Origin of the sequence: Halalkalibacter wakoensis JCM 9140, from assembly GCF_000513095.1 — a bacterium.
Classification (GTDB): domain Bacteria; phylum Bacillota; class Bacilli; order Bacillales; family Bacillaceae_D; genus Halalkalibacter; species Halalkalibacter wakoensis.
Genome location: NZ_BAUT01000007.1, coordinates 70,251 through 96,675 on the forward strand (window position 1 = coordinate 70,251; position 26,425 = coordinate 96,675).

28 protein-coding genes, 1 other RNA gene and 2 pseudogenes are annotated in these 26,425 nt (G+C 36.6%); 21 read left to right on the forward strand and 10 right to left on the reverse strand.

The features are described from left to right. Window positions 1–48: 48 nt before the first annotated feature. Window positions 49–801 (forward strand): class I SAM-dependent methyltransferase, encoded by a 753-nt coding sequence (locus tag JCM9140_RS05100; RefSeq protein WP_034743234.1) that lies wholly within the window; start codon window positions 49–51, stop codon window positions 799–801. A gap of 243 nt (window positions 802–1,044) precedes the next feature. Here JCM9140_RS05100 and JCM9140_RS05105 read toward each other — a convergent pair whose 3' ends face one another. Next, window positions 1,045–1,446, reverse strand: coding sequence for a GNAT family N-acetyltransferase (locus JCM9140_RS05105; protein ID WP_034743236.1), 402 nt, complete (start codon window positions 1,444–1,446; stop codon window positions 1,045–1,047). Window positions 1,447–1,547: 101 nt separating this feature from the next. Here JCM9140_RS05105 and pdxR point away from each other — a divergent pair, with 101 nt between their 5' ends. Further along, window positions 1,548–2,960 (forward strand): MocR-like pyridoxine biosynthesis transcription factor PdxR, encoded by a 1,413-nt coding sequence (gene pdxR / locus JCM9140_RS05110; RefSeq protein ID WP_439644269.1) that lies wholly within the window; start codon window positions 1,548–1,550, stop codon window positions 2,958–2,960. Window positions 2,961–3,097: 137 nt separating this feature from the next. Here pdxR and JCM9140_RS05115 read toward each other — a convergent pair whose 3' ends face one another. Together JCM9140_RS05115 and JCM9140_RS05120 are read right to left on the reverse strand one after the other, a co-directional pair. Beyond that, entirely contained in the window at window positions 3,098–4,024 is a 927-nt protein-coding gene (locus JCM9140_RS05115) for a 3'-5' exonuclease (protein ID WP_034743242.1), read from the reverse strand. A 195-nt stretch (window positions 4,025–4,219) separates the two neighbouring features. Further along, window positions 4,220–4,645: a hypothetical protein gene (locus tag JCM9140_RS05120; RefSeq protein WP_034743245.1), complete on the reverse strand. Its 426-nt coding sequence runs from the start codon at window positions 4,643–4,645 to the stop codon at window positions 4,220–4,222. 182 nt (window positions 4,646–4,827) lie between these two features. On the opposite strand from JCM9140_RS05120, the gene JCM9140_RS05125 reads away from it, so the two are divergent. The 5 genes from JCM9140_RS05125 to htpG all read left to right on the forward strand — a co-directional run bounded on the left by JCM9140_RS05125 (window position 4,828) and on the right by htpG (window position 9,278). Next, entirely contained in the window at window positions 4,828–5,007 is a 180-nt protein-coding gene (locus tag JCM9140_RS05125; RefSeq protein WP_034743247.1) for a hypothetical protein, read from the forward strand. A 149-nt stretch (window positions 5,008–5,156) separates the two neighbouring features. Beyond that, window positions 5,157–6,116 (forward strand): TRM11 family SAM-dependent methyltransferase, encoded by a 960-nt coding sequence (locus tag JCM9140_RS05130; RefSeq protein ID WP_034743251.1) that lies wholly within the window; start codon window positions 5,157–5,159, stop codon window positions 6,114–6,116. A gap of 79 nt (window positions 6,117–6,195) precedes the next feature. Continuing rightward, window positions 6,196–6,627 (forward strand): hypothetical protein, encoded by a 432-nt coding sequence (locus JCM9140_RS05135; protein WP_034743253.1) that lies wholly within the window; start codon window positions 6,196–6,198, stop codon window positions 6,625–6,627. Window positions 6,628–6,712: 85 nt separating this feature from the next. Further along, window positions 6,713–7,095: RNase P RNA component class B (gene rnpB / locus JCM9140_RS23000), an RNA gene on the forward strand. A gap of 305 nt (window positions 7,096–7,400) precedes the next feature. Continuing rightward, complete coding sequence (gene htpG, locus JCM9140_RS05140; protein WP_034743256.1) at window positions 7,401–9,278, forward strand: molecular chaperone HtpG; 1,878 nt, start codon at window positions 7,401–7,403, stop codon at window positions 9,276–9,278. A 67-nt stretch (window positions 9,279–9,345) separates the two neighbouring features. On the opposite strand, the gene JCM9140_RS05145 is transcribed toward htpG, so the two are convergent. Both JCM9140_RS05145 and JCM9140_RS05150 read right to left on the reverse strand, forming a co-directional pair. After that, the gene (locus JCM9140_RS05145) at window positions 9,346–10,059 is read right to left on the reverse strand and encodes a YwiC-like family protein (RefSeq protein ID WP_052002072.1); all 714 of its coding nucleotides are present in this window, start codon (window positions 10,057–10,059) and stop codon (window positions 9,346–9,348) included. A gap of 597 nt (window positions 10,060–10,656) precedes the next feature. Further along, window positions 10,657–11,112 carry a DinB family protein gene (locus JCM9140_RS05150; protein ID WP_034743262.1) on the reverse strand — a complete coding sequence of 152 codons (456 nt, stop codon included), beginning with the start codon at window positions 11,110–11,112 and terminating at the stop codon, window positions 10,657–10,659. A 221-nt stretch (window positions 11,113–11,333) separates the two neighbouring features. Here JCM9140_RS05150 and JCM9140_RS05155 point away from each other — a divergent pair, with 221 nt between their 5' ends. The 4 genes from JCM9140_RS05155 to JCM9140_RS05170 all read left to right on the forward strand — a co-directional run bounded on the left by JCM9140_RS05155 (window position 11,334) and on the right by JCM9140_RS05170 (window position 14,390). Further along, window positions 11,334–12,176 (forward strand): DUF368 domain-containing protein, encoded by an 843-nt coding sequence (locus JCM9140_RS05155; protein ID WP_034743265.1) that lies wholly within the window; start codon window positions 11,334–11,336, stop codon window positions 12,174–12,176. A gap of 121 nt (window positions 12,177–12,297) precedes the next feature. Continuing rightward, window positions 12,298–13,149, forward strand: coding sequence for a sulfurtransferase (locus tag JCM9140_RS05160; RefSeq protein ID WP_034743267.1), 852 nt, complete (start codon window positions 12,298–12,300; stop codon window positions 13,147–13,149). A gap of 85 nt (window positions 13,150–13,234) precedes the next feature. Beyond that, window positions 13,235–13,726 (forward strand): YajQ family cyclic di-GMP-binding protein, encoded by a 492-nt coding sequence (locus tag JCM9140_RS05165; protein WP_034743270.1) that lies wholly within the window; start codon window positions 13,235–13,237, stop codon window positions 13,724–13,726. A 133-nt stretch (window positions 13,727–13,859) separates the two neighbouring features. Further along, window positions 13,860–14,390, forward strand: a complete 531-nt coding sequence (locus JCM9140_RS05170; protein WP_034743272.1) for a hypothetical protein — start codon at window positions 13,860–13,862, stop codon at window positions 14,388–14,390. A gap of 43 nt (window positions 14,391–14,433) precedes the next feature. On the opposite strand, the gene JCM9140_RS05175 is transcribed toward JCM9140_RS05170, so the two are convergent. Both JCM9140_RS05175 and JCM9140_RS05180 read right to left on the reverse strand, forming a co-directional pair. Next, window positions 14,434–15,183, reverse strand: a complete 750-nt coding sequence (locus JCM9140_RS05175; protein ID WP_052002073.1) for an Mrp/NBP35 family ATP-binding protein — start codon at window positions 15,181–15,183, stop codon at window positions 14,434–14,436. A gap of 120 nt (window positions 15,184–15,303) precedes the next feature. Beyond that, window positions 15,304–16,020, reverse strand: coding sequence for a Crp/Fnr family transcriptional regulator (locus JCM9140_RS05180; RefSeq protein ID WP_034743274.1), 717 nt, complete (start codon window positions 16,018–16,020; stop codon window positions 15,304–15,306). Between the two features lie 178 nt (window positions 16,021–16,198). On the opposite strand from JCM9140_RS05180, the gene JCM9140_RS05185 reads away from it, so the two are divergent. From JCM9140_RS05185 to JCM9140_RS05220, 9 genes and pseudogenes are all read left to right on the forward strand, one after another. Next, window positions 16,199–16,816, forward strand: coding sequence for an NTP transferase domain-containing protein (locus tag JCM9140_RS05185; protein WP_034743277.1), 618 nt, complete (start codon window positions 16,199–16,201; stop codon window positions 16,814–16,816). A gap of 206 nt (window positions 16,817–17,022) precedes the next feature. Next, window positions 17,023–18,159, forward strand: a complete 1,137-nt coding sequence (locus tag JCM9140_RS05190) for an MFS transporter (RefSeq protein ID WP_034743279.1) — start codon at window positions 17,023–17,025, stop codon at window positions 18,157–18,159. Window position 18,160: 1 nt separating this feature from the next. Then, window positions 18,161–20,281, forward strand: a pseudogene (gene fdhF / locus JCM9140_RS05195) (formate dehydrogenase subunit alpha). A gap of 28 nt (window positions 20,282–20,309) precedes the next feature. Then, the gene (locus tag JCM9140_RS05200; protein ID WP_034743282.1) at window positions 20,310–20,852 is read left to right on the forward strand and encodes a 4Fe-4S dicluster domain-containing protein; all 543 of its coding nucleotides are present in this window, start codon (window positions 20,310–20,312) and stop codon (window positions 20,850–20,852) included. Window positions 20,853–20,867: 15 nt separating this feature from the next. Beyond that, window positions 20,868–21,050 carry a twin-arginine translocation signal domain-containing protein gene (locus tag JCM9140_RS24370; RefSeq protein ID WP_235715280.1) on the forward strand — a complete coding sequence of 61 codons (183 nt, stop codon included), beginning with the start codon at window positions 20,868–20,870 and terminating at the stop codon, window positions 21,048–21,050. A 35-nt stretch (window positions 21,051–21,085) separates the two neighbouring features. Beyond that, window positions 21,086–21,397 carry a QcrA and Rieske domain-containing protein gene (locus JCM9140_RS24375; RefSeq protein WP_235715281.1) on the forward strand — a complete coding sequence of 104 codons (312 nt, stop codon included), beginning with the start codon at window positions 21,086–21,088 and terminating at the stop codon, window positions 21,395–21,397. Then, window positions 21,390–21,581 (forward strand): hypothetical protein, encoded by a 192-nt coding sequence (locus JCM9140_RS05210; RefSeq protein WP_034743285.1) that lies wholly within the window; start codon window positions 21,390–21,392, stop codon window positions 21,579–21,581. Before JCM9140_RS24375 ends, JCM9140_RS05210 begins: the two co-directional genes overlap by 8 nt. A 155-nt stretch (window positions 21,582–21,736) precedes the next feature. Next, window positions 21,737–22,450, forward strand: coding sequence for a Crp/Fnr family transcriptional regulator (locus tag JCM9140_RS05215; RefSeq protein WP_052002074.1), 714 nt, complete (start codon window positions 21,737–21,739; stop codon window positions 22,448–22,450). A gap of 340 nt (window positions 22,451–22,790) precedes the next feature. Further along, a complete protein-coding gene (locus tag JCM9140_RS05220; RefSeq protein ID WP_052002075.1) occupies window positions 22,791–23,921 on the forward strand; it encodes an MFS transporter in 1,131 nt (376 codons plus the stop codon). A gap of 40 nt (window positions 23,922–23,961) precedes the next feature. On the opposite strand, the gene rraA is transcribed toward JCM9140_RS05220, so the two are convergent. The 3 genes from rraA to JCM9140_RS05230 all read right to left on the reverse strand — a co-directional run bounded on the left by rraA (window position 23,962) and on the right by JCM9140_RS05230 (window position 25,685). After that, entirely contained in the window at window positions 23,962–24,441 is a 480-nt protein-coding gene (rraA, locus tag JCM9140_RS05225) for a ribonuclease E activity regulator RraA (RefSeq protein WP_034743291.1), read from the reverse strand. Between the two features lie 136 nt (window positions 24,442–24,577). Next, a complete protein-coding gene (gene yhfH / locus JCM9140_RS23005; RefSeq protein WP_081727567.1) occupies window positions 24,578–24,712 on the reverse strand; it encodes a protein YhfH in 135 nt (44 codons plus the stop codon). Between the two features lie 139 nt (window positions 24,713–24,851). Beyond that, window positions 24,852–25,685: a deoxyribonuclease IV gene (locus tag JCM9140_RS05230; RefSeq protein WP_034743294.1), complete on the reverse strand. Its 834-nt coding sequence runs from the start codon at window positions 25,683–25,685 to the stop codon at window positions 24,852–24,854. A gap of 160 nt (window positions 25,686–25,845) precedes the next feature. Here JCM9140_RS05230 and JCM9140_RS05235 point away from each other — a divergent pair. Beyond that, a pseudogene (locus JCM9140_RS05235) lies at window positions 25,846–26,421 on the forward strand (peptide-methionine (S)-S-oxide reductase MsrA); the annotation flags it as partial. Window positions 26,422–26,425 lie beyond the last annotated feature (4 nt).

A 26,425-nucleotide genomic window follows, 5' to 3' on the forward strand; every position in this document is an offset into this window, starting at 1 on the left:
TCGCTTTTATGTAGTTGTGGAAACAAAATAAAATTTAAGAGGTGAGCTATGACACATTTTTATCATTCATTGTCAGCTGAAGTCTATGATTTGGATAAGCCAATAGGTCATTCGTTTGGAGATGTTGAATATTACATCGAACGATTAGCAAGTTGTACAGGGCCTATTTTAGAACCGGCAGTTGGAACAGGAAGAATTTTGATTCCGTTGTTAGAACAAGGTTTTCACGTTGAAGGGGTGGATAGTTCACCTGAGATGTTAGCTATATGTGAAAAGCATTGTAAAAATAGGGGGCTCTCACCGGCTCTTATGAAAGCCAACATGGAATCTTTTACATCATCTACAAAATATGAAGCGATTATCGTTCCAACTGGTTCCTTTCTTTTGCTCCATAAACGAGATGCATCTATTCAAGCATTGAATAACTTTTATCAGCACCTGATTGATGGAGGCAGAGTAATCATTGATCTGTTTTTGCAGACAGATCTTGTCTTAGAACAACCAACAACGAAAACATGGAGAACGAACCAGGGTGATTTGATTACATACGAAAGCAAAACGATAAAAGTCGATTACTTACATCAGTATACGATCTCTCTTGGAAGGTATGAAAAATGGAAAAATGGAGCTTTAATCCAGACAGAATTAGAGCAATTTCCATTGCGATGGTACGGGATAGATGAGTTCAAATTAATTTTAAAAGAAGTAGGTTTTCAGAACATCGTAATCTCGAGTGATTATCAATACGGTAAAGAACCGACAAATGCCAATCAAACGATTACGTTTGAAGCAACTAAATAATGTTTATCATAATGGATTTTGCTATAGTGTGTGTATTACTATGTTTCTAATATGATAATGCTTTTTCAGAATAACAAAGCCGTTGCTTTAATAAATGAAAGCAACGGCTTTTTGACGTGTGTATACGTTGTCCGTTGTGCACCTTAACCAATCCGTTAAACGGGATTTTTTCGCATTCACTAAGGTGCATATTTATAAAAACCGTTCGGGAAATACCTATTAACCCTACTATAAGATAAGCAATTATTGTTTTCTGGGAATGATAAAACCGTTTTGTATCCGTTCAAACCCGATACGTGGATAGTATTCCATTGCATTAGGTGCTGATAATAAAATGAGAGCGACTTCATCTGTGATTTGCTCATGAACAAGTCTTACTAGTTCAGTACCGACACCTATATTTTGGTAATTTTGCTTAACGGCTAAATCAGATAAATAACAACAATAGCTAAAATCGGTTATGGCTCTAGCCACTCCAATTAATGTTTGGTTGTCCCACGCTGTAATGAATAAATCTGAATGATGGATCATTGATTTTAACCTTTCTATGTCGTCAAAAGGTCTCTTAATCCCCGATTGCCTAAAAACTGCAGATAGTTCGACGGGATCCACTTTTTCATTCAATTTGTACGTGATTTTCCTCATCATTTATCACTCCTTTTGAATTATATATACACAATACGTGTTGTTTGGCATTTCGGAAAGATCCAGAAGTGTTATAATTAACCATGCCAGATAAAGGGGGGATGTTGGTGATTGAAATTACTCCGTTTTTAGATACAAACAAAAAAGAGCCTTTATATGTTCAGCTTTACAGTTATTTCAAAAATGAAATTCAGAAGGGAAACATGAAAACGGGAGAAAAGATCCCTTCAAAAAGAAATCTTGCTAGACATCTGGCCATCAGCCAACATACTGTTGAAACGGCATACGAGCAATTAATTGCGGAAGGGTATGTGGAAAGTAAGCCAAGAAAGGGGCTGTATGTAAATGAAATACTTCAAGATTCATTATTAATACATCAGTCAAAACCGAATGTATGGGACCGTTCAAATCATGTCGAGAACGATGATGAAATTGATTTCAGCCACGGACAAATTGCTCTTGAAGAATTTCCGTACAACGTTTGGAAAAAGATCGCAAATGCTACTTTTTCAAAAGAACAAGATTACTTATTAATAAACGGGGATCGCCAAGGGGAGTTTTCATTACGAGAGCAGATAGCTCATTATTTGTACCAATCACGGGGGGTACGTTGTGTTCCTGACCAAATTGTCATTGGTGCAGGAACGCAATATTTACTTGGTTTGTTGATACTAATCTTAGGGAGACAATCGATTTTTTCAATTGAAGATCCGGGTTTTCATCGTACAAGAGAGGTTTTTTACGATCAAGGTGTAACAACCATTCCTATTTCCCTAGATGAACATGGAATGAATGTGGAAGAATTAAATAAAAGCAATGCTTCCATTACATATGTAACGCCTTCACATCAATTTCCTATGGGGATTGTGATGCCCATCAATAGGCGAATGGAACTGATTCAATGGGCAAAAGAAAAGAAAGCGTTTATAATTGAGGATGATTATGATGGTGAGTTTCGTTACAAAGGACGTCCGATTCCCGCTTTACAAGGTTTGGATTCGTCTGGGCGTGTGATCTATTTAGGGACGTTCTCTAAATCTTTTTTTCCTTCCATTCGTATAAGCTATATGGTGTTGCCACCTTCTCTTTTGCAGATCTATCATGAGCGGTACACAATTTACAAGCAAACGGTTTCACGTTTGCACCAAATGACCATGTTCAATTTTATGAAAGAGGGGCATTGGGAACGACATTTACATAAAATGAGAACAACGTACCGAAGAAAACAAAAGAAATTGCTTGAAATGATCCATTTTTTTCTTTGTAAAGATGTTGTGGTCATAGGGGCAGATTCCGGATTGCATATTTTATTATCCGTTCATAACGGAATGACCGAAAACGAATTAATTAATGCTGCTAAAACAAAAAAAGTAAAGGTATATCCAACATCCATTTATTTTGCGACTCAAGATCCTAAAGATCAACCAATGGTCTTGCTTGGATTTGGAGGGTTAAGTGAACCCGAAATGGAAAAAGGAGTAAAATTACTAAAAGAAGCATGGAATATAGGCTAATCTGTTTTGCAGGGAGTTTTAGTCCAAGGCAGCAGACTGAGTTAGCCATGCCTTTTCCTACTACTGAGGCAGCACCAAAAAATGACTGCTAGGTTTGACTTTAAGGTGAAGTGGTTTTTATGTAAGAAGCAGGTCAATTAACCTTGCTTCAAGTAAAGCGTTGAGTTCGTAGTGATATAATGATCTAAAATTAACACTTTAGATGAAAAAGAATGATGTTCGTTAAAAGTGTTTAAGAAATCGTGATAAAAAGCAACTAGCTCCTCAATTAATTTAATGTTTTCGTCCGTAAATAATCCAGAACGATTAATCAATACATTGTTGTATTTCTTTACTAACTTACTTGTTTTCTTGAGGATTTTTCTAGCTTCTTTCATATGAATCACATCATTTGCAAGCAATTGAGAAAAGTCTTCTAAAATCTTATGATTGAGCTTAGCATTTACTTTGTTAAACGGAAGAGGTTCTTGTTCAAAAATAAACTGATTTAACATAATCAAATCCGATTGTATAGGTTCGTCTAAAAACTTTAAATAAATGCGCAATGTGTTATATGAATCATACATGGGGTGGTGCTTTTCCCCTATAAAATCGAGGCCATATAATTGTAGAGCTGATTCAACCGATGCATTTGTTTTGGACACGCGTTTTGTAAATATCTCCTGAAAGTCGACATAACGTTTTTCGATTTTTGCTATCGTCGAACTTGGAATCCCGTGTATGCGTGAATCAACTTTTAGGCGATGTAAATCACTAGGAGACCACGAAAAGAACCTAGATTTCTTTATTCCACCGACCCATGTTAAAAATTGTTCTAAAACTTGTTGGAATGAACTAGCATCGGCTAAATGTTGATTATCAATGCCAGTTAACTCTTTACAGAACTCACTTAAAGGTTTAGTAGATAAAGGTTTTATATATTCATCAAACGTTAAAACTTCTTTGGTTTGAAGGTTATATTTTACCGCACCTAACCTAATGGCTTCCATTGATTCAAAAGACATACCCTCATCCGAACAAAGCATTTCGAAATCAAAAAAGATAAATTGTTTTAATTCCGCCATTTCTTTTTCCTCCTTCCCAACAGGAAATTATATGGAAGAATCAAAGAAAAAGAAAGGACCAATTGATACCAATTCAAAAAGTCACGAAAAAAATGTATAAAAATGCGAGGCGAGATTAAAGTATATGATAGTATTGTCCTTCATAATATGCGGAATCAGGTTATCTACTGAGGTGTAGAAAACCTGATGTCATTTTTATTCCGCTGTATCATCTATTTCTGCTAACAATTCATCGATATTTTCTGTGAATGTAAAAAAGAATGGAGTTTTCTCTTCGTCGAAAACGAGTAAAAGGGAAGAATCATTTTCCGGTATTATAAAAATGACTTCTTGAATGCTTGAGGTAACCCATTTGTTCTTTATATGAATTGAGGAGTTAAATGGGATTCTGATTAATTTTCCTTTTTGAGGCATAGGCTTAAATTTTTTGTAGAGCTCATCAATATTAGTAAGATAACGTTCCGCTTTAGTAAGGATTTCTTCAGAAACGGGAATCGTTTTCGTGATTTTATCTAGTTGTAGGTCGTACACTTCGACGTAACCATCCTCATTACTTTGAGCATAAACAGGAATGGTTGCAAAAAGAAATAAGAGAACAAAAATGAGTGTTTTCCTAGTCATAAAACTTTCCCTCCTTCTTAGTTACTGTATCCAGATTTAGATGTTTTACGCACATCTAACATGGATAGTAACTAACATTTAGATGTTGCTTTGTTCAAGTTCTATAAATTACCATTTTTTTGACCAAATTAAAATTGATCTGTGGTACTATGAAACAAATAGAAGCAGTGGAGGTTTTAAACGTGGATGATTTGATTCTTCTAATTACAATTATCGGCAGTTTGGTCATTTTCGCTTGTTTTGCTTGGATGTTTGCCTCGTTAGGGAAACGAATGAATTTAGAAGAAAAAAGATCAGGAAAAGGAATTACATATACTACCAATCCATTTGCTGGTACTTCAAAACATACATACAAAAACTAAAAAGACTTTCTCTTTTCAGTTAAAAATATCTCTAATTTAGTTGGATTCTGTCCTTTTAAAAGTACCCTTATATAGGGTGCTTTTTCATTTTTGCTATAATGCGATATACTTGATTCAAAACGTTATAGAATAAAAGGTGAAATGATTTGATGAATCTTAACAAACAGCAGCTTGACTCTTACCTCTATACCTACTCATACAGTAAGGATGAACAAGAACTTTGCAAAATGGAACAGCGCGCCTTTTTTAATGTTGATACCGATTCATTTTTTATTAAAAGCACAAGAGCGATTAACCCGAACCGAAGCCCTTTTATGAGAGAAAGAGTGGATGTTCTTTATTCTTGTCCAACGTTTGAAGAATTGCATAAAAAGATTTTTGAAGCAAACTTACTAATTGATGAGACTTTTAAAGTTATTTTTGTCAAAAATCCTGATTACGAAAAAGTCGGCGGGGTTCGCTTTAACGAAAGAAAACAGATGGAACGAACAATTGGTCTCCTCATAAATGGAGAAGTCGACTTAGTCACTCCTCAGTTGTTATTAGCGATTATGAACATAAATGGCAAATGGATTTTTGGCATTTATCATAAAAGTGAAGCTATTTGGTTTCAACATCAACAAAAACCTCACCAATATTCAACAGCGCTTAGTACCCGAGTTGCAAGAGCTGTTGTTAATATTGCGGTCCCATATCCGGAAGGGATGAAGGTGATGGATCCTTGTTGCGGTATTGGTACAGTACTTGTAGAAGCGCTTTCTATGAGCGTCGATATTGTAGGAAGAGACATTAACCGTCTTGTCATCCCAGGTGCAAGAGGGAACATCGATCATTTTGGCCTGACAGGTGATGTTACTTTAGGTGACATTCGTGATGTCGAAGGTCAGTATGATGTTTCGATTATCGATATGCCTTATAATCTTTGTTCTGTGATAACCTCACAAGAAAAACTAGAAATGATTCAAAGCGCTCGTCGATTTTCACGCAAATTGGTTATCGTGACGATCGAGCCCATGGATACAGTGATTGAAGCGGCCGGCTTTCAGGTTGTTGATCGATGCGTTGCGAAAAAAAGTGCCTTTTTGAGGGAAGTGATAGTTTGTGAGTAAGGTTAGGTAATAGGGGAGCTCACTTAACCTGCAGAATAATCAGTGTTTGGATACAAACACTGATTATGAGGTGAGTTATGTGAAGCGGATGATCATAATAGCAGCAATCTTAATAGGACTAGTTCTATGCTTAGGATTATCACATGGACAAATGGTTCAACCTAATGTGTTTAAGAAGAGCCATTCAGTTTCTTTTCAGGGACAAACAAATGATTGGATCATTGATTATAAATTGTTCCGGGTAGGGTCGGATGTGGAGATAGAACCGAAAATCACTTACATAGGTGATGACGAGAAAATGTTACTTTCATCTTTAAGATATGAGATTGAAGATGACAAAGGTGGCATCATTGCCGAAGCTTTTACATTAGACAAAAAAGGTGTTTACGAAGGACAACGAACAAATTGCATGGGCTGTCATTATTTAAGCAAGGTGGAGGAAATAGAAGCTTCAATTGGTCTGATTGATGGAGGTCTGCTTGAAAGGGTACCTTTAAGACGATTACAATAAAAATCTTAAATAAATACAAGTGAACAAATAATAGTTGCGCGGAATTTCTAACTGTGCTATACTGTTCTTAACAACAGCTGATATAACGTTCAGGTAATCGCTGCATCTTTTGATGTAGAGGAAAGTCCATGCTCGCACGATCTGAAATGATCGTAGTGTTCGTGCCTAGCCAATAAATAAGCTAAGGCAACTTGGTCTAGACTAGGTTGACGGCAGGGAAAAGAACCTAAGGCATCTGCTATGGTCGAGTACCCTTGAAAGTGCCACAGTGACGAAGCTCTTTTGGAAACGAAAGAGGTGGAACGCGGTAAACCCCACGAGCGAGAAACCCAAATTTGGTAGGGGAACGATCTTGAAGGAATAACAACGGAGAGATCGACAGACACAGTCTTGTAGATAGATGATTACCACCGGAGTACGAGGGTAAAACCGTTCGCAGTACAATGGTACAAAACATGGCTTATCGAACGTTATGGATACAGAATGTTGTAGGTTTAACCATTACTATTAGGGGTCTTATCCCTAGTAGTTACATACATTTAACGTACTGTTAAGTTTCTAACAGTACGTTTTTTTGTTTATACCAACGGGAGAGACGAACTCGTTCACAAGCTTTCTTTCTACATGAGTTTGTACTGGTGAACAAATACGTTCTAACTCTCTAAAAACAATCAATTTAAATTGACATTCAAAAACGGATATGTAAAATTAAATTTAGGGTTAGCACTCAGATGATCCAAGTGCTAACAATGCAAATTGAAAGGAGTTCAACTATGGAAAAAAGACAGTTTAAAGCAGAATCAAAAAGGTTATTGGAGATGATGATTAACTCGATTTATACTCAAAAGGAAATCTTCCTACGAGAATTAATTTCTAATGCGAGTGATGCGATCGATAAAATGTACTACAAAGCCTTAACAGATGACAGCATTAGCTTTAATCAGAATGATTATTACATAAAACTATCAGCGGACAAAGAAAATAGAACGTTGACGATTACTGATACTGGAATAGGAATGACAAAAGAAGAGCTAGAAACAAACTTAGGGACAATCGCAAAAAGTGGTTCACTTGCTTTTAAAAAAGAAAATGAAAGTAAAGATGGTCACGATATTATTGGACAATTTGGTGTAGGATTTTATTCAGCCTTTATGGTAGCAGATGTCGTAACTGTAACGAGCAAAGCATTAGGAAGTGAAGAAGCATATAAATGGGAGTCAGACGGAGCTGAAGGATATACGATTGAACAAGCTACTAAAGATTCTTTTGGAACCGAAATCGTCATTAAAATTAAAGAAAATACAGAAGATGAAAGTTATGATGAGTATTTAGAAGATTACCGATTAAAAACGATTATCAAAAAATACTCAGATTTTATTCGCTACCCAATCAAAATGGATGTTACGCAAAGAACGCCTAAAGAAGGTAGCGACAATGAGTGGGATGAATTTACAGAGGAACAGATCATTAACAGCATGGTTCCAATCTGGAAAAAGAACAAAAACGAACTTACAACAGAAGACTATGAAAGCTTTTACAATGAAAAACATTACGGGTTCGACAAGCCCTTAAAACATGTTCATTTAAGTGTGGACGGAGCGGTTCGTTATCATTCGATTTTATACATTCCAGAAAATATTCCATTTGACTACTACTCAAAAGAGTTTGAAAAAGGTTTAGAGCTTTACTCAAATGGAGTATTAATCATGGATAAATGTGCCGATCTCTTACCAGATCATTTTAGCTTTGTGAAAGGAATGGTCGATTCTGAAGATTTGTCTTTGAATATCTCTCGTGAAATTTTGCAACATGATCGTCAATTAAAACTCATTGCAAAAAACATTAAAAGCAAAATTAAAGGTGCGCTACAAAGTCTCTTAAAAGAAGAGCGTGAAAAGTATGATCAATTTTACAAAGCCTTTGGTAGACAGTTAAAGTACGGGGTGTACTCGGATATTAGTAGTAAGGATACACTTCAAGATTTGCTCATGTTCTTCTCTTCGAAAGAAAAGAAACTAGTAACTCTCGGTGAATATGTATCGAGAATGCCAGAGGATCAAAAGTATATTTATTATGCCGCTGGTGAATCGCAAGAGCGTATTGAAAAATTACCTCAACTTGAACTTGTAACAGATAAAGGCTTTGAAGTTCTTTACTTTACTGAAGATGTAGACGAATTTGCCATTCGAATGTTATCGTCCTATAAAGAAAAAGAATTTAAGTCTGTTTCAAGTGGAGACCTTGGAATTGAAACAGAGGACAGTCAAGAAGATACAAAATCCGAAGAAAGTGAAAACAAAGAACTGTTCGATTCGATGAAACAAGTGTTGGCAGGTAAAGTGAAAGACGTTCGAGTTTCGAAGCGATTGAAATCACATCCTGTTTGCTTAGCAACAGAAGGGGAAGTATCAATTGAAATGGAAAAAATCCTTCAGTCGATGCCAGATAATCCAAATATCAAAGCAGACAAAGTACTTGAAATCAATTTAAACCACGAAGTGTTTCAATCACTGAAAAAAGCACATGAGAGCGATCAAGAAAAGTTAGCTCTTTACACGAACCTTTTATATAACCAAGCTCTCCTTATTGAAGGGCTCCCTATCAACGATCCTCTTGAATTTACAAATGACGTTTGTAAAATTATGGTGTAATTAAAAAGCTTCTTATTAGGTGTTTAGTCTAATAAGAAGCTTTTTTACTATAATATTAGGTGATCATTTAACTTAAGATAATTAAGCTCAGCACTAAAAAAACAACACCATTCGCCAATTCAATCATGCCAATAACAATGGGCTTTAGCGCTGTAGTACGAGGAGTGATCCAATCTTTTATCACCCCGGGAAAAAAGGCAATAGCCATTATAGGAACCGTTAAAAGCCAAGGAATAACTAGCAAAGTGGCATGATAAACATGTGATGTTTTCTTGAAGGTTAGGTTTTTGCGTTCTCTTATCATCGACTTTACATAAAACGTACTTCCCATAAAATAAAAAACAACCCAAGCTACTAGGTAAATCACTTCACTAGACCACTCTCCATTCCCGATTAAAAAAACAGAAGCACCACCAAAGGAGAAAGTCATAATCGCACTTAAATTATTTAGCAACGTTCGCTCATTTTTCTTTTTGATAAAGTAAATGTTAATCGATAAAGGGATAAGGATAAAACTGAGTAAAAATAAAATTGGATAGTACCATAAGACCGGTACTAAAAAAATAATCGCAACAAAGCCATAAATGAATAACCAAGGAAACATTTTCTTTTGCTGTTTTCGGTTACGAAAAATCGTTAAAAAAGGAGTGGAGGATAAGTAAATAAAAAACCATCCTATTAAAAAGGGGATATGCATCCAATCTGGACTAGATAAGAACATCCCCAAAAATAAAGGTAGAAAAAACATTAACCACGTTCCATGCTCCTTCGGGATAACCAAGCAAATTCCTCCTCTAAATGCTCATCAAAAAGATTTATATAAAACACCTTTTACCGATAGTAAAATAGTAGCACCAATAATTGATGATAAAAATGATGTTTGTCACATTCAAACGTTTCATGAAAAAGCATGTAAACAAATTACACATGCTCTCTTTTTACATCAACGCTTACCTATCTGCGTGCCAAATAAGTATATGATATAAACGAACGATCAAAATCAACATAAGAAATTCTGTTTAAATAGTTATGAAAATGAGGTTGCTAGTGGTCACGATACGAAAGGTTCAACAATGAACTCAATAGAAAAACAACGTTAATAACCGGAGAAAAGTGGCGGAAAATTGAGAGATTTAATTAAACGTGAATATGTAGAAATGTGATTCTCTTGTTTCTGAATTTCTGACCACTAAAGTAAAAAAAGGAAATAAACATAAAAAAGACGCCCTTAAGGACGTCTTTTGTGCGTATTGCTGCGAGAGACAGCACTCCACATAGTGCATTGCCTAAAAGGCGCGTCAATCTCGTCTTATGCAAATTAGCTCATCGCCAATTAAATATACCATGGATGGCCTCACATGAAAAGAGCCAATTATTACTAACGACTTACAAAGAACGGTAATTCATCGATCCCAAGTAAACGTGCGTATGTGAACAATTGACCTTTATGATGAATTTCGTGGTCTTTTGCACTATTGAGTAAAGCATGACCGGGTAAATTCATCCCAGCAAATTCAATATGCTTATCTAATTGCGCTGGAGTAAGTTGTTCTAGGATTGTTTTTGTTTCATTTGTTTGAGATGTGACGATTTCTTTTAACTCACCGATGGATTGGACAGTCACGACTTCCGTTGGAGGAACAAACACACCGTTTTGTACTGTTTTGGCAAACATGTCCATTGATCCAGAAATATGTAGAACGAGTTCAGAAAGAGACATGGCATCTTCCCATGGTTTATAGTTAATTTGTTCGTCTTCCATTTTCTCTAGCAACTGAATCAACACGTTACGATGAGACATCCATGCTAATACAAATTCATTCATTTTTGACATCACAAACACTCCTTTAGTAAAAATTCGGATCCAATTGAAAGTATATAACATTTTTAAGAAATAATCCCGTTGAAAAAACTACAAGAAATTAAAACAAAGCAATTGTAGAAAAATGCATTAAAATTAGAGATAATAGAGAAAGTTGTTGCTTTTTGATTCTGTTAAGACATATGATTATCATTGCAAATAACAACTAGTATAACTGATAGGAGAAATGAACGTTGTTTAGATGGAGTAATATTCTTAGAGGTTTTACAATGGGTATTAGTGATTTGATTCCAGGGGTAAGCGGTGGAACAATCGCGTTAGTACTTGGTATTTATCATTCGCTAATTTCAGCCATTAATGGTTTGTTTTCAAGAGAGTGGAAGAAACATGTTTTATTTCTGTTGCCTTTAGGGCTGGGTATTGGCGTTGCCTTACTATCGATTAGCCACGTTATTGACTGGCTGTTGGCTGAATACCCTCAACCTACCTTTTTCTTTTTCTTAGGGTTAATTATTGGAATTATTCCGCTACTACTAAAGGAAATTCAATACAGGCAATCGTTTCGTCCGCTTCACTACGTTTTGTTAGCTATAGGTGCTGTCATTGTAGGATCGACTGTATTAATTAACAGAAATGAGCTTACAGCTGTCATGAGCCATTTAGGTTGGACTGATTATGCGTTATTGTTTGCAGCAGGATGGCTAGCTAGTTCAGCGATGATCTTGCCAGGAATTAGCGGATCTTTTATTTTCTTATTACTAGGTGTATATCCAACGGTTATTAATGCATTATCTACCTTTAACATACCGGTTATTATAACAATTGGGTCGGGAATTGCAATAGGACTCGTTCTTACGAGCAAATTGATTTCGATCATGTTAGTTAAATTTAAAATAGCCACATATGCGGTTATGATTGGGTTTATTTTTGGATCAATTGTAGTCATTTATCCTGGAATAGAGGCGAATATCCCGTTATTCCTAGTAAGTGTCCTATCTCTTGTTGCTGGGACATTTTGTGCTTATTTATTAAGTTGTTTTGAAGCGAAAAAAACGATACCGTCCTATGTGCAATAAAGAGTGGCTCAAAAGGTTAATTCCTTTTGAGCCTTTTTAACATTTTCTAGAAAATATAGAGCGATTATGAGATAGTTAGGATAAGGAAAAAAGATTTCTTTTTCAGAAGGAGAGTGTGCATATGGAGGATATTGTTAAAGCGGAATGGCTTCATGAACAGTTACAAAAAGGAAGTTCAGATTATATAATAATTGATACACGTTTTTCATTAGCAGATCCTCAAGCAGGCAAGAATTTGTACAAAGTTGGTCATTTACCAGGGGCAATTTATGTTGACTTAGATAAAGATTTATCCTCAGAGGTGACATTACATGGTGGACGTCATCCTCTCCCTGACAAAAACGAGTTAGTGAAAAAGCTTGGGCAGTGGGGGATAGGAGAAAAGACGAGCGTCGTTGTCTATGATGATCAGGGTGGCATGGTTGCTTCACGTTTTTTTTGGTTACTCAAGCATTTTGGCCATGAACATGTTGCCTTGCTAGATGGAGGTTATTCCAATTGGGTCAGCAAAGGATTTCCAGTAACAACAGACACCCCAGCCCAATCTCCAAAGACATTCAGAGCCAAATTAAATCCTGAGTGGAGTACAGTAGATGCTCGTCAAGTAAAAGAAAAACTATTTGATCCAAATACAATTTTAGTTGATTCAAGAGAACCAAACCGGTATTTAGGGATAGAAGAGCCCATTGATGCGATTGCTGGACATATACCAGGAGCTTTGAATTACTTTTGGAAAGAGGTTTTAAACGAAAAGGGGGAGTGGAAGAAAGAAGCAGAACTCAAACATCTTTTCTCAAGCCTTCCTAATGACAAAGAAATGATTGTATATTGTGGCTCTGGTGTATCGGCTTGTCCTAATGTGATCGCACTGAAAAAAGCTGGTTTTTCAAACGTCAAACTGTATAGTGGCAGCTGGAGTGACTGGATTACTCATGCTAATTATCCGGTTAATCTAAAACCCGAAACGACTTAAATACAAGTCTCTCGGTACTAGAAGCTTGAAGCAGGAATTGCTTTTCCTCTATAATAAAGGAAATACTAGTTGGTGGAGGTACATAATGTCAAAAGAGAGTTCATTCGATATTGTATCAAAAATTGATATGTCTGAGGTTACAAATGCCGTAACGATGGCAACGAAAGAAATACAAACGCGTTATGATTTCAAAGGAAGCAAAAGCACCATTTCACTTGACAATGAGGAATTGGTGTTAGTATCAGATGATGAATACAAATTGGAACAGTTAAAAGATGTCCTAATATCAAAATTAATTAAGCGCGATGTTTCGATCAAAAATTTAGACTACGGGAAAATAGAAGGGGCATCAGGCGGTACTGTACGACAACGTGCTAAGTTAATTCAAGGAATTGATAAGGAACAAGCGAAAAAAATTAATACGATTATTAAAAACAGTGGAGTAAAAGTAAAAAGTCAAATTCAAGACGATCAAATTCGTGTAACTGGCAAAAAACGCGATGATCTTCAAGCTATTATCGCTGCTATAAGGGGAGCCGATCTATCCATTGATGTTCAATTTATCAACTACCGTTAAATAATATAACAGGAGTAAAGGAAGTGGAGTACAATCACTTTTCTTTGCTCCTGTTTTTAATTCACGCGAAAAACAAATAACTAGAATTGAAATGACACATAATACAGATAAATCCAATTTGGGGGTAACGAAAATGCTGAACAAATTAGCTAAAGCTATGCTTATCTTTCTCATTGTGGTTCACTCTGTTGTGCTAGTAAGCGATGGTGATGCTCATGCCAAATTACAAAACCATACCCAAAAAGAAGATGTTGCTGAAGGAACTCAATACATCCCAGCTGAAAAAGCGATCAAGCAGTTTGAAAGAGAACAAGGAAGAAAAGTAAATCTACCAAAAAAGATGCCTTTTCGGCCAACACATAAATTTGGACAACTCACAAAAGATGGAGACTTGAGGTTACATTATTTACGAGTGCTGAATAAACCTCATCAAGACTTTTTATTTTCAATTATGTCTCCAGAAAACAAAATTGAGAAACACATTTCACCTGAAGATAAAATAGTCACACTAAAGGACGGCACAAAAGCTTACTTTCATCAAAGTGAAGAAGGTCATACATTAGCGTTCGCAAAAAAGGGATGGGGATATCTCTTATCGGGAAGTACTAAAAGCTCAAAAAATTATCATTTAGAGCAACTCATAGAAATGGCAGAATCTATATAATAAGCCTGCCTGAGAAATCAACTCAGGAAGGCTTATCTTTTCATTACACTTTTACCATGTTTATATTTTGAATTAGCTTCTCAGCTAAACTATTGTATATTTGAGCCAATTGGTGGTCTTCGGTAATTAGTACTGCAGGATCACCATTTTCTTGTGGATTCGTTATAGGAATGTTAGCAAGTAATTCCGTTCCCAACCGTTCTGCTAGCGTTTGGCCTCCGCCCTTACCAAAAAGGTGATAAGTTTCATTTGAATGAGGGGGGGCAAAGTAGGACATGTTCTCAATTATGCCGACAATCGTATGATTTGTTTGTTTTGCCATCATTCCTGCACGCTCAGCCACATGAACGGCATTAGGATGAGGAGTTGTCACAATAAGTTCTTGGCATTTTGGTAATTTATGATGAAGATCAAGAGCAATGTCTCCCGTACCTGGTGGCAAATCTAAAATGAAATAGTCTTGTTTGCCCCATATGACATCATCGAAGAAATGGTCAATCATTTTCCCAAGCATCGGTCCTCTCCAGACGACAGGACCGTTCCCTTTAAGTAAAAAACCCATGGACATAACCGTTATATTTTCATGACCAACAGGAATGATTTTGTTGTTCATTGTCTTTGGTTTTGACTTAATTCCTAATATTTTAGGGACGCTGTATCCATATATATCTAGATCAATCAGGGCGACCTTTTTTCCAAGATTGGCTAAAGATAATGCGAGATTAACGGCAACCGTTGATTTACCAACACCGCCTTTTCCACTTGTGATAGCTATTACGTTTCCAGATAACATATAATCACTCCTTTGCTACTAGTGTAACTGGTTTATTTCAAACAAACTGTGATGAGTATCACATATAATTGAGTGGGAAACAAAAAAATGAGACTGACATATAGTCAATCTCATTTTCGCTTACATTCTACATATTTCTAACGGACAGTTTTCACAATGACATATGTCTTTCAATGCGTCTAGATCGTGTATAAGGAGGTACCCTTTTTCTTGACTAATGATTTTTTTGGAACGTAAATCAGATAACATTCGATTTACACTTTCTCTAGTCGCACCAATATATTCGCCTAATTCACCGTTTTTCACCTTTTTCGTTAAACGAATTCCATCTTTTACTTCCTCACCATAGGAGTTAGCCATTCGAATCATCGTTGAGCATAATGCCCCAAGCTTGCCATGGAACGTTAAGTCACGCAATTTTGATTGTGTAATTTGGTTTAAAAGAGCCGTCCACTTTAAAAACTCAACCGCAATTTCACCATGCTGCCATAATAGAATTTCTAAGTCTTTTTGTTGGATAACTCCAATTGTACAATCTGTTAATGCAACAGCATTGTAACTATATTTGATAGACATGAAACTACTCATTTCTCCAAACAAATCTCCACGATCAAACATGTTTAAAATATATTCCTTGCCATCTGATGTACCCTTTATTTGTTTAACATTGCCTTCTTTTATATAAAACAGCTTATCGGCTGTATCGCCTTCCCAAAATAAATACGTTCCTGCTTCGACTTGTTGCTCATACATAATACCAGTTAAAGCCGTTAATGTCTTTTCTGAAAGGTGAAATGTATTTTGGTTAATGCTACGTTCTATCGTTAAGTTTGTCATAGTAAAATCCCCCTAACACTGATTATCCTTATTATAAAAGAAATTGAATTTGAAAAATGTGATAAAAATCACACTTAACTAAATTAGGCTTGCCACGATTAAAATTTTAAACTGTGACAGACTTAACAGTTTTCAATTGCTTTTAGTTTTATAGTTAAAGTCAAAGGAGGTGAAAGAGATGCAGCTTACAGGCGTCATCTTAGATAGTGAGAGCTATAAATTAAAGAACGAACAACTAATTGGTTTACTTCCATTTGGTGAGAAGACGATCATTGAAAAACAGGTGTCAGAAATGAAAAAGATTTGTGATGAAGTGATATTAGTTACAAATGATCCATATGTATATTTGCCGTTGTTTGGAAACAGCATACGGATCATCACAGATTATTATAGAGGAGCAGGGACATTAAGTGGTATGCATGCAGCCTTATCTTTATCAAAGAATCAATCATTATGGCTTGCTACTTCAAATATGCCTTTTCTAAATTCTGAGGTTATGGTTGAAATGATGAATGTAAAAAACAATACAACAGATGTTCAAATAGTAATTCCTGGTTTAAGTGGAGATTTACAACTGTATCATAGCTTGTATGACCGGTCTTGTCTTAAATTAACTCAGCAATTAATAGATGAAGAGAATCATAGTTTGATGAAGATAATCGAAAGAGCTTCCTTTAAAGTCATAAATTTACATGAAAGTCACGCGACAATAGATACTATTGATTTTTCGTACCGAATAAAAAATGAAGATGATTACGATAGAGCACTTCAACTAAATATCAATCATGCTTATTAATAGGATTAGCTTGAAAACGAGATACCTCACTACTGTTCAATAAAATGGGATCTCGTTTTTTTGTATTTTCTTTTTTATTTCTGAGGGTTTTCAATACTTAGTCACATCAAATGTGAGGAAATGTGACGTATCTCACAGTTAAACGTTTTGAGAAAACCTACAATAAACCTATCAAACAAAGAGCTACAGAATAAGGAGTGGCAGAAATGAACCAAATAGAAAAATCGTTTTATTCTAAAGCAAGTATGTATTCTTTTGTCGTAGTAATGATTTTAATTTTATTAATGTGGATCGGGACCGGGCAATTTTCACATGTTGACATGATGTTATTTGGTTACTTAATTTCATCTTTTGTTTTTGCAATTGGGATGACCATACGATTATGTGCATGGGCTGTTCGACCTGCAACACATCAAGTATTAAAAAGAAGTATCAAAAATATGAAAAAGAAAAATCGAGTGAAGAGAAATTGGAAAGCCATCGCGAAAACCGCTTTTGACAATATTATTCTTCAGAAATTCATATTCAAACGAGGCATTTATCGAGGAATTATGCACTGGTTAATTGCGTGGGGCTGTATCGGGTCATTTGCTATTACATTTGGTCTAACGTTTGGATGGATGCATTTTAAACTCATTGATCCAGTAACATATCAAATAGTCGTAATGGGAATTCCGACTATTACGATGGAAGCAAATGGTATTTTCGCTGAGCTCGTCTACAATGGACTGAACATTACAGCCATGATGGTGTTAATTGGTGTAACAATGGCACTAATCAGACGTTCTCGCAACCAAGATGTAAAGGTAACACAGCGTATTGAATTTGATTTATTTCCTTTATATATCTTGTTATGGGTGACTGTATCAGGTTTATTGCTTACAGTTTCATATAAATTCTTAGGTGGCTGGATGCACAATTATTTAGCATTAATTCACCAGATTACGGTCGTCATTTTCTTAGTCTATTTCCCATTTGGAAAACTATTTCACCTTCCTGTCAGACCATTGGCTACTGCTGTACCGATGAACTATCAAGAAGTGGTAGGGATAGATACAAGAAGCTGTAAGTCTTGTGAAGCTCCTTATAGCAATGATGATCAAATAGCGGATGTTAAAGAAATACTTGGAGCTCAAAGTTTTGATCTTCAATTAGCAGATGGCTCCTACCTTGCAGATTATTGCCCGAGCTGTCGTCGGAAGATTCGTGTTATGAAACAATTAAACATTTCTACAAATCTACCTTCTCCTAACGGACCAGTTCCAACGAACAACGGAATCCATATTCCAGGATTCGGACAAAAAAGAGAAGAATCATACTATGAAAAAACGGGGGACGAATAAAATGAGCGAATTTCTAGTTAAAGATGGTGTGAAAAACTTACAAAAACCTGGCGAGAAATTAGTAACAACCCACTGCTGTTATTGCGGAATGCAATGCGGAATGCACATTCGCGTAAATGAAAAATCAGGTAAAGTTGTCGGGGTTGAACCACGTTATGATTGGCCCGTTACATTAGAAGATGTGTCCAAAAGGAGTAACAGCCTATCAAACAGTTAATCACAAAGAACGAATTTTAAAACCATTAATTAAAAAAAATGGACAGTTTGTTGAATCATCTTGGGAAGAAGCGTATGACTTAATCGAAAAGAATTTTAAAAGACTTCAAAAGAAGCATGGAAACGATGCGGTCGGTGTCTTTGGCGGTGTATCAATGACCAATGAAAAGTGCTATTTAGTAGGAAAATATGCTCGTGTTGGACTTGGAACGAGATTTCTAGATTATAATGGTCGATTCTGCATGTCATCAGCTGCAGGAGGATTAATGAAAACGCTAGGAATTGACCGTGGCTCAAGTTTACCACTGCCAGAATTTGAACATACAGACTGTATTTTCATGGCAGGTTCCAATACTGCTGAATGTCATCCGACAATGATTCAATGGCTATGGAAAGCGAAAGACAAAGGAGCCAAATTAATCGTCGCTGACCCGCGTGAAACACCTACAGCTAGAGTGGCTGATGTACATTTAGATTTGAAACCAGGAACAGATTCAGCATTAGCAAATGGGTTGATGCACGTCATTATTGAAGAAGGGTACGTAGATACAGAATTCGTTAAACAACGCTGTAATAACTATGAAGAGCTTAAAGCAATGGTGAAAAAATTCACCCCTGAATATACAGCAGAAATTACGGGGGTCGATAAAGAAAAAATCATCAAAGCAGCACATATATACGGAAAATCACCTCGTTCCATCGTAACCTTTTGTCGCGGTGTTGAGCAGCAAAACAAAGGGGTAGACAATGTTACTCTTTATACGTCCATGGCTTTAATTCGCGGGCAAATTGGAAAATTCGCATCAGGAATTGCAACGATTACGGGTCAAGGAAATGGTCAAGGCGGTCGTGAACACGGACAAAAAGCAGATGCGCTTCCTGGCTACCGCAAAATCGATAATCCAGAACACGTTAAATACGTTGCTGGAGTATGGGGAATCAAACCAGAAGACATGCCAAAAGCAGGGGTTTCTGCTTATGAAATGTTTGATGAAATTCAAAATGAGAACATTCGTGCGATGCATATTATGTGCAGCAATCCTGCCGTATCTGCACCGAACCTTGAACATATTTGGAATGGATTAAAAAAACTAGAATTTTTAGTTGTCAGCGATTTCTTTATGTCCGAAACAGCTGAGTTTGCTGATGTGATCCTGCCAACTACAACTTGGCAGAGGATGAAGGGACGACAACTAATTTAGAAGGTCGTGTGATTCGAATCCGTAAAGTATCTGAACCTTTAGGGGAATCGAAAACAGATTGGCAAATCATGAGTGACATTGCAAAACGAATGGGCAAAGGAAAGTTCTTCAATTATGACAACCCTAGACAGATTTTTGAAGAATTACGTCTTGCATCAAAAGGTGGAAAAGCCGATTATCACGGAATTACATGGGAGCGAATCGATAAGGAAGATGGTGTATTTTGGCCATGTCCATCAGAAGATCACCCGGGGACACCGACAATGTTTAAGGAACGGTTCGGTACAGAAGATGGGAAAGCCAATTTAGCAGCCGTTGATTGGGCAGAGCCAGGTGAGGTTCCAACCAAAGAATATCCTCACATCTTAACGACAGGCCGAGTAGTTTTCCATTATTTATCAGGTACTCAGACAAGACGAGTTGATTTCTTAATGGAACAATGTCCACTTCCATATATTGAGATTCATCCTGAATTAGCAAGTCAATATAACATCGCGAACAAAGATAAAGTTCAAATTATTAGCCCGCGTTCTGAAATGACGGTCGAAGCAAGAATTACAAAAGCAATTCGAAAGGATACCGTTTTTATTCCCTATCACTGGGGGAAAGAGTTGGCGGTTAATCAACTAACGAATCCTGCGTTAGATCCTGTTTCTAGAATGCCGGAGTTCAAAGTAGCTGCTTGTAAACTTAAAAAAGCCTAATGAAAAATTCAACTGGAGGTTTCATCGTATGAATAAAATTATGTATCTCGAATTTGAACGCTGTATCGGCTGCCGCGCATGTCAAGCAGCCTGCCGCGAGTGCGGAGACCATGATGCAAAAGAACGAAACTATGTGGAATATATTGATTTTACAGAGAGCAGACAAACATTCCCGATGATGTGTATGCAATGTAAAGATCCAGCCTGTGCAAGAGTGTGCCCAGCTAACGCCATCCAAATTACAGAAGAAGGTGTCGTTTTATCTGCAATGGATGAAAAATGCATCGGTTGTCGAAATTGCACTTTCGCCTGTCCGTTCGGTATTCCAAAATTCGATTTTGAGGAGAACAAGATGTATAAATGTGACATGTGCTACGATCGTTCGAAATACGATATAGCTCCGATGTGTGCATCTGTTTGCCCGAGTGAAGCTATACGGTTCATTGATTTTGACGAAATGCAATCCCTTCGCCGACGTCGGACTCAAATGAATTTAATTGAAGGAAAAAAACCAAGTGAACATGATAAATGGAAATACGTACCTGAATTTTTTGGAGTTTATTCAGATTAGAGAGGAGGCAAAAAAATGTCTGACATGAAATGCAAACGTGAAAAACATCAAAGTAAGGATGATATGATCAATTTAACAGATAACGTAAGTCGTTTTGACGATTTAAAATTTAACCGAAGAGCGTTCTTGAAGACAGCTGTAGGAGCAACCGTCGCATTAGGCTATCAACACTGCCTTTCTCTGTTAAAGCGTTTTTAGGAGATTTTGATGAAGAGAGAGAACTGATTAAAATTGTGAAATTAGATGATTTACCAAAAGGAACATCAGTTACATTCAACTATCCTACCGAAAAGGATCCAGCACTTTTAATTCATACGAAAACAGGTGAACTAAAAGCATATAACAGCGCATGTACGCATTTAATGTGCCCTGTTTTTTACGAAAAGGAAAGTGAAGTATTGCTTTGCCCATGTCACCAAGGTTACTTCGACCTAAACAACGGGCACCCCATTGCGGGGCCACCACAAAGAGAATTGCCTCTAATTGAGCTAGAAGTAATGGATGGAGTCGTGTATGCAGCAGGAAGGAAGATTCGCCATGGCTAAAATCATATGCTGGATTATCATCTTTGTCGCACTCGCTTTAAATGTTGTGATGCTACAATGGACGATCGAAGCCTATTTAGGACATGAATTCGAACTCATCTACAGATATACGACCGTTGCTTTAGTCTCGTCACTTATCGCATTAGCAACGATGTTTAAATGGCGAAAAATTGAGTATAAATAATACAGTAAAGAGCGCAAGGATGAGTTCCTTGCGCTCTTTCTATAACTGTTCCATACTATAGAGAACATTAACATAGTCATAATAGTAAATACCGATTTACTTCGTATAAATTCGGTGGTAGGATGAACTAAGCTTTAAGAATGGGGGATTAAATTTTGGAAAAAAAAGAACATAAGATGATACGTTTTTTTGAGCAGCTTAGTGACAAAAACCAGGAACTTATGCTTTCAAAGGGTACGAGGATTACTGCGCAAACAGGTTCTGTTCTTTTTTCAGAAGGAGATGCCCCTACGTATATATATTTGATTTTGTCAGGGTTAGTCAGATTAAGCAAACTAACGGCTGATGGAAAAGAGTTCTCAGTAAGCCTTCTACAAAAAGATGAATTAATTGGTGAAACAGGAATGTTTAACGAGTTGTCTGTTTCTGTAACAGCTACAGTAGAAGAAGATGCCATATTAATACGATATGATCTTGATACAGTTGAGTCTCTTTTTAAGGAAAATGGAGAATTAGCAGTGACGTTTATGAAATGGTCTTCGATACAAAACCAATCTACACAATCTAAATTTCGTGATTTGATTCTTTGTGGCAAAAAGGGCGGACTCTACTCAACGCTCATTCGATTCAGCAATTCCTATGGAGTAGAACACAAGGAAGGCATTCTTATTAACATTAACCTAACAAATGTTGAGATTGCGAATTATATTGGAACAACTCGTGAAGGTGTCAATCGGATGATGAACGAGTTAAAGAAAGAAAACATTATCTTTTATAATGAAAACAACCGGATTGTCATTCGGGATCTTCAATTTCTCAAGGATTTTTTACAATGCGGTGATTGCCCCGTTGAAATATGTACGATATAGAAAAAAAGCAGTTATTAAGTCATCTTAATAATTGCTTTTTTATTTTAGTTATGAAAAGAATGGTACATAAAATAACACATCTTTAAGATACATCTTTTCAACCATATGAAAATTGCCTGATACATCAAGTAATAACTCCTATTTCCGTCATTTGGAATATATATTACCTCGTCACATTATGTGACAAGGTTATAGATTATTAAAAATATTTGCACTAAACTCTAAGCTATATCCAAAATACATATTTAAGCTTTTTGAAATAGCTGTTTCAACAACTGAAGGAGGACCAAAAGTGCAAACCAATGGAAGAACAAGTGCATTACTTTTATCGACAATAGCCATGATTATTTCGTTCGCGGTGTGGTCTGTTTTTTCACCGATTGCTTCTACGATACAGGAGCAATACGGTTTAAGTGAGACTCAACGAAGTTTAATCATTGTCATTCCTATATTACTTGGATCCATCATGCGTATTCCAATGGGAATCATCGCAGATAAATACGGAGCGAGGAAAGTTTATACATTCACAATGTTTTTCAGTGTATTTCCCATGATTGCTGCTGGTTTTGCAAATTCATTTGCAGCATTGCTTTTTTGGGCTTTCTTAATCGGTATGGCTGGTACAACTTTTACAATCGCCATTACTTATGTAACAAAATGGTTTCCTCAAGAGAAACAAGGACTTGTGCTAGGAATCATCGGGATGGGAAATTTAGGTACGGCCGTTGCATCATTCGCCATACCATCAATCGTAAACGTATTTGGGTTACAATGGGCTTTTTGGGGACTGGGAATAGCCTTAAGCATAATGACCGTCATTTTCTGGTTTGGAACTAAAGAATTACCACGTCCAAAAGAAGTGAAAACATTAAAAGAAGCATTATCCGTGACGAAGTACAAGGCTACGTGGCAGTTGTCTCTATATTACTTCTTAACTTTCGGGGGCTTTGTGGCATTCGGTTTTTATTTGCCGACCTTGTTGCAACAGACGTTTCAAATGACAGCCGTTAATGCCGGATTTTATGTTGCCATTTTTGTTGTTGCGGCAACACTTATTCGACCATTAGGTGGGTACTTAGCAGATAAAGTTGGTGCAAACCAGGTGATTGCTTTTCTTTTCTTAGGAATTATTTTAAGTGCATCAACAATGGCTTTGACGTTAGAGCAGTTTTCTTATTTTAGTATTAGTTGCTTAATCATGGCGATGCTACTTGGTGCTGGCAATGGGGCTGTTTTTAAACTTGTTCCAGAGGTATCTCCAAAAAATACAGGAGCTGTAACAGGTATCATCAGTGCTGTTGGAGGAATCGGGGGGTTCTTCCCACCTTTATTGATGGGAATGGTAAAAGAATTAACAGGGACATATAGTTTAGGATTTGTATTCTTAGCTGTATTTGCCGCAGGATGCCTTCTGTTGAATCTACTATCTTTTATTAAAGTCAATTATGGTGCGACCCAGGTTAATAAATAAAAAAGAAAGCTGATCCTAACAGATCGCTTTCTTTTTTTGGTTAATCCAATGCTTCCTGTGATAGGACAATTCCGTCTTCATCCGCATATAAATAGGCCCCAGGTTCAAATAGGGCACCAGCAAACTGGATGGAGATCCCACGTTCTCCTTTTCCTCGCTTAATGCTTTTTAATGGATGTGTCCCTATGCAATAAATACCGATATCCATCTCATTAATTTGAGCGCTATCACGAATGCAACCATTTACAATGATTCCAGCTAGTTTTCTCTTAACGGCAATATGAGCCAGATTATCTCCGATAAGGGCACAATTGCGCGAACCACCACCATCTACAACGAGAACACTTCCACTAGGGATGGTTTGCAAAGCTTCCTTTACAAGAACGTTGTCATCTAAAACCTTGACGGTATGTATAGTACCAGAAAAACACCGTCTCGCTCCATAAAGCTTAAAAATATTATCAACAATATCAAGCTTGTCACTATGTTGATCACAAAGATCAGCTGTATAAATCCCCATTTCTTTATCGCCTCCCACATCTAAACAGAGGGCATTGAAAAAGCTGATATCCGACCTTGTTCAGTGCCCTCATATAAAGAAAGACTGACGAATGTCAGTCTAGAAAGAATTTCTGTACTATTACAGGTTTATGTTATTAGTTGTGATCAATCAAGCTTAAACATTTGTCACATTGGTTTAAATAGGATTCATGCATTTCAACGATGCTAGTGCCACAATCTGTGCATTTTTTAGGTTCAATATTTCTAAAAGTTTCAGGTGTAGGTGTCATTCTTAATCCCTCCAAATGTTTTTGTTATACTTATTGTATTATAACAGAACTTATTAATCAATACTGTTTTATAATATATTTTGTATTTTTTTGCCTATTTTACTAAGTTGTATTGTAACAGCTTTGGAAATAGGGGTCTTTATGTATGAATGGAATCGTTTAACCATTGGATTTCAGCTTCATGTGTGATTCCTTCATCTTTTGGTGTTTCTAATATAAACGGAATGTCCTTTAGAACTTTTGAACTTAGTAAAGTGTTAATTTGTTCACTTGTAAGGTGACCAGTCGTTAAGTTAGCATGGCGATCTTTTCTTGAAGAAAAAGGGTATTTTGAATTGTTAAGATGAATAGCTTTCAAGTGTGGAAAATAATCAAGTTCTAATCCTTTTTCCTCAACTTCATTCCAATTATCGCCATTCCACAATCCACTAGCAAACGCATGGCACGTGTCAAAGCAGAAGCCGATTTTCTCTCGGTTGTCCGTTAATTGACGAACTTGAGCCATTTCTTCTAGTGTGATTCCCATATCCGATCCTGCCCCTGCGTTATTTTCAATTAAGACCATTGTTTGACCATGAAATCTTGAAACAACGTCATTTAATACACGAATCATTTTCTTGTATCCTTCTAAAAGTTCAAGCTTCTTCGTTGTACCAAAATGAACGACAACCCCTATTGCACCACAAGCGTCTGCAATTTCTAAGTCGTTCACTAGAGAAGAAATGATTTGCTCTTCTGCCCCTTTGGTCTCAGGAATAAGTTTGGTAGGGTATGGTGAGTGAACAATTGATTTGATGTTATGTTCTTCACAATATTCCTTACAGTTTTTTGCATCTTCTTGATTAAACTCTTTCACACTTATGCTTCTAGGGTTTTTTGGGAAAAATTGAAAAGCATTTGCCCCTTTTTGGTGAGCTGTCTTTGCTGCTTCTAAGTATCCGTTTCGTATACTGACATGACTACCAAAGTACATGTTTTCACCTACTCACTCGATAATATGTTATCTTTTCATTATGAGAAATTTTGTGTTCAACCATTCATAAAAAGGGGGGGAACCAATGAAATACGATTATTCGCGTAAAGCCCGACAGATTGAGACGATTACATTTGGAATGGGATGATTTTGGGGACCTGATGCTCGGTTCGGGCATTTAGAAGGGGTGATTCGTACACGAGTCGGCTACTCTGGTGGTTCAACCGACCATCCTACATACCGGCAAATGGGAGATCATACCGAAACGCTTCAAGTTGATTTTGACTCTGACCTTATAAGTCTCGAGCAACTATTGGACACATTTTGGCGAAACCACACCCCGCGCAAAGATGGATATGGTGGTCATCAGTATATGTCACTGTTGTTGTTTCATAATTCAAAACAAAATAAGATCATTGATCAGGTTAAAGTAAAATGGGAAGCTAAGACCAACCAAAGATTAGAGACAGAGATTAAACCCTTTGAGCAATTTACGCTTGCTGAGGATAAGCATCAAAAGTATTATTTCAAACGGTCAAAGAAAGCATACGAAATGATCCTACAGCTCTTTTCTACCCATGAGGACTTTGTAAACTCAACAATAGCAGCACGGTTAAATGGATTTGTCCGTGAGTTTGGGACATTGCACGATCTAAAAAATGAAATAAATGAATGGAGATTAGACGAAAAAGATCGTCTTCTGTTGATTGAAACAATTAAAAAATTAAAATGGTAGGGAT

Coding starts and splice junctions, on each gene's coding strand:
- JCM9140_RS05100 (WP_034743234.1), top strand. CDS start 49: ATGACACATTTTTATCATTCATTGTCAGCTGAAGTCTATGATTTGGAT.
- JCM9140_RS05105 (WP_034743236.1), bottom strand. CDS start 1,446: ATGAGGAAAATCACGTACAAATTGAATGAAAAAGTGGATCCCGTCGAA.
- pdxR (WP_439644269.1), top strand. CDS start 1,548: ATGTTGGTGATTGAAATTACTCCGTTTTTAGATACAAACAAAAAAGAG.
- JCM9140_RS05115 (WP_034743242.1), bottom strand. CDS start 4,024: ATGGCGGAATTAAAACAATTTATCTTTTTTGATTTCGAAATGCTTTGT.
- JCM9140_RS05120 (WP_034743245.1), bottom strand. CDS start 4,645: ATGACTAGGAAAACACTCATTTTTGTTCTCTTATTTCTTTTTGCAACC.
- JCM9140_RS05130 (WP_034743251.1), top strand. CDS start 5,157: ATGAATCTTAACAAACAGCAGCTTGACTCTTACCTCTATACCTACTCA.
- htpG (WP_034743256.1), top strand. CDS start 7,401: ATGGAAAAAAGACAGTTTAAAGCAGAATCAAAAAGGTTATTGGAGATG.
- JCM9140_RS05150 (WP_034743262.1), bottom strand. CDS start 11,112: ATGTCAAAAATGAATGAATTTGTATTAGCATGGATGTCTCATCGTAAC.
- JCM9140_RS05160 (WP_034743267.1), top strand. CDS start 12,298: ATGGAGGATATTGTTAAAGCGGAATGGCTTCATGAACAGTTACAAAAA.
- JCM9140_RS05165 (WP_034743270.1), top strand. CDS start 13,235: ATGTCAAAAGAGAGTTCATTCGATATTGTATCAAAAATTGATATGTCT.
- JCM9140_RS05170 (WP_034743272.1), top strand. CDS start 13,860: ATGCTGAACAAATTAGCTAAAGCTATGCTTATCTTTCTCATTGTGGTT.
- JCM9140_RS05175 (WP_052002073.1), bottom strand. CDS start 15,183: ATGTTATCTGGAAACGTAATAGCTATCACAAGTGGAAAAGGCGGTGTT.
- JCM9140_RS05180 (WP_034743274.1), bottom strand. CDS start 16,020: ATGACAAACTTAACGATAGAACGTAGCATTAACCAAAATACATTTCAC.
- JCM9140_RS05185 (WP_034743277.1), top strand. CDS start 16,199: ATGCAGCTTACAGGCGTCATCTTAGATAGTGAGAGCTATAAATTAAAG.
- JCM9140_RS05190 (WP_034743279.1), top strand. CDS start 17,023: ATGAACCAAATAGAAAAATCGTTTTATTCTAAAGCAAGTATGTATTCT.
- JCM9140_RS05200 (WP_034743282.1), top strand. CDS start 20,310: ATGAATAAAATTATGTATCTCGAATTTGAACGCTGTATCGGCTGCCGC.
- JCM9140_RS24370 (WP_235715280.1), top strand. CDS start 20,868: ATGTCTGACATGAAATGCAAACGTGAAAAACATCAAAGTAAGGATGAT.
- JCM9140_RS05210 (WP_034743285.1), top strand. CDS start 21,390: ATGGCTAAAATCATATGCTGGATTATCATCTTTGTCGCACTCGCTTTA.
- JCM9140_RS05220 (WP_052002075.1), top strand. CDS start 22,791: ATGATTATTTCGTTCGCGGTGTGGTCTGTTTTTTCACCGATTGCTTCT.
- rraA (WP_034743291.1), bottom strand. CDS start 24,441: ATGGGGATTTATACAGCTGATCTTTGTGATCAACATAGTGACAAGCTT.
- yhfH (WP_081727567.1), bottom strand. CDS start 24,712: ATGACACCTACACCTGAAACTTTTAGAAATATTGAACCTAAAAAATGC.
- JCM9140_RS05230 (WP_034743294.1), bottom strand. CDS start 25,685: ATGTACTTTGGTAGTCATGTCAGTATACGAAACGGATACTTAGAAGCA.